Here is a 1903-nt window from a genome sequence, read left to right as displayed (position 1 = left end):
CCGGCCACGGTCGGCCGCCAGGTAGTCCGGAGCCGGCAGGGCCCTACGGTCCAGCTTGCCGTTCACCGTCAACGGCAACGCATCCAGCACCACCAACGCGGACGGCACCATGTACTCCGGCAACACACTCTCCAGATGCCTACGTACGACAGCGATGTCCCCACCCTCCGGACCGCTCGCCCGGACGAGGTAGCCGACCAGGCGTTTGTCCCCGGGGCGGTCCTCACGCACCATCACCGCTGCCTGAGCCACGGACGGGTGCGCAGTCAGCGCGGCCTCGACCTCACCCAACTCGATCCGGAAACCCCGGACCTTCACCTGATCATCCGAACGGCCCAGGAAGTCCAGGACACCGTCCGGTCGCCACTTCGCAAGGTCGCCGGTGCGGTACATCCGCTCACCCCGGGTGAAGGGGTTGGCGACGAACCGCTCCGCCGTCAGCCCCGGCCGATCGAGATAGCCTCGGGCCAGGCCCGCGCCAGCGAGATACAGCTCACCCGCCACTCCCGGCGGAACCGGCCGAAGAGCCGAGTCCAGCACGTAGACACGGGTGTTGACGATGGGCGTGCCGATGGGCGGTGTGGTGGGGTCGTCGGCGGACAGGGGGTTGGTGGTGGTGGCGCAGACGGTGGATTCCGTCGGTCCGTAGGCGTTGATGAGACGCCGTCCGTCGGCCCAGCGGGCCACCAGGTTCTGGCCGAGAGCCTCGCCGGCGGTGATGAGGGTCGTGATCGACGGCAGGCTGTCCGGTTCCATGAGAGCCAGGGCGGCGGAGGGCAAGGTGGCGTGTGTGACCGAACGCTCCGCGACCAGGCGGACGAGCGCCTGGCCCGGCAGCACGTCGTGCGACGCACCCGACACGAGGCAGGCCCCGTTGCACAAGGCCATCACCATCTCCCAGACCGCCGCATCGAAACTCGCCGAGGCGAACTGCAACACCCGGCTCCCTGCTGAGACCCCGAACTCCTCCGCCTGCGCCGCAACCAGACTCGGCAGACCCTGATGAGTGATGGCCACACCCTTCGGCCGCCCGGTGGACCCCGAGGTGTAGATGACATACGCGGAGTGGGCAGGCAGCAGGACGGTACGGCGCTCGGCGTCAGTGGGGTCGCTGTCCTCGAAACCCTTGAGCGCGGCGATGGTCCGGGGATCGTCGACGGCCACATAGGGCGGGTGGCTGTCGGTGAGACGGGAAACCAGATCCGCGCTCGTGAGCACCAGGAGGGGCCGGGCGTCAGTGAGCAGATAGGTGATCCGCTCGGCGGGATAGTCGGGGTCGATGGGCAGGTAGGCGCCGCCCGCCTTCGTCACCGCGAGGAAGGCGACGACGAGGTCGGCCGAGCGGTGCGCCATGACCGCGACCGGCGACTCGGACCCCACCCCGCGATCGATCAGCAGCCGGGCGAGGCGATTGGCACGCTCGTTGAGCTCGGCGTAGGTCACCTCGTCGCCGGCGAAGACCACGGCGGTCGCGTCGGGGGTGCGGGCGGCCTGGGCCTGGAACAGCTCCGGCAGCGTCGCCACGGGCACCTCCCGGGCGGTGTCGTTCCACTCCACCAGGACCCGGTGCCGCTCCCCCGGGTCCATTACCTCAATGGCGTCGATGTGCTGGTGAGGGTTGGCGGTGACGGTGTCCAGGACGCGGACGAACCGTTCGGCCAGTGTCTCCACCGTTTCGGCGTCGAACAGGTCGAGGGCGTAGTCGATACCGCCGTACAGACCGGCCGGGCGATCACCGCTGCCCGTACCCGTCTCGGCACCGGTGTCGGTGTCGGTGTCGGTGTGGAAGGCCTCGGCCAGGGCGAAGGACAAGTCGAACTTGGCCACCGGTTTGCCGGCGGGCAGGGGTTCGGTGTGGATGCCGGGCAGGTCGAGGACGGCCGGGGCGTTGTTCTGCAGGGCG

Annotated in this window: 1 protein-coding gene; it reads right to left on the bottom strand. The window is 69.5% G+C overall.

The features are described 5' to 3' along the window. On the bottom strand, positions 1-1903 hold a 1903-nt coding region (locus O3Q52_RS52570), incomplete at both ends, for an amino acid adenylation domain-containing protein (protein WP_269655466.1).

The sequence above is a fragment of the Streptomyces sp. ActVer genome (assembly GCF_027270795.1).
Classification (GTDB): domain Bacteria; phylum Actinomycetota; class Actinomycetes; order Streptomycetales; family Streptomycetaceae; genus Streptomyces; species Streptomyces umbrinus_A.
Note: the sequence above shows the minus strand (reverse complement) of the source record. Positions and strands in the feature narration are given on the sequence as shown.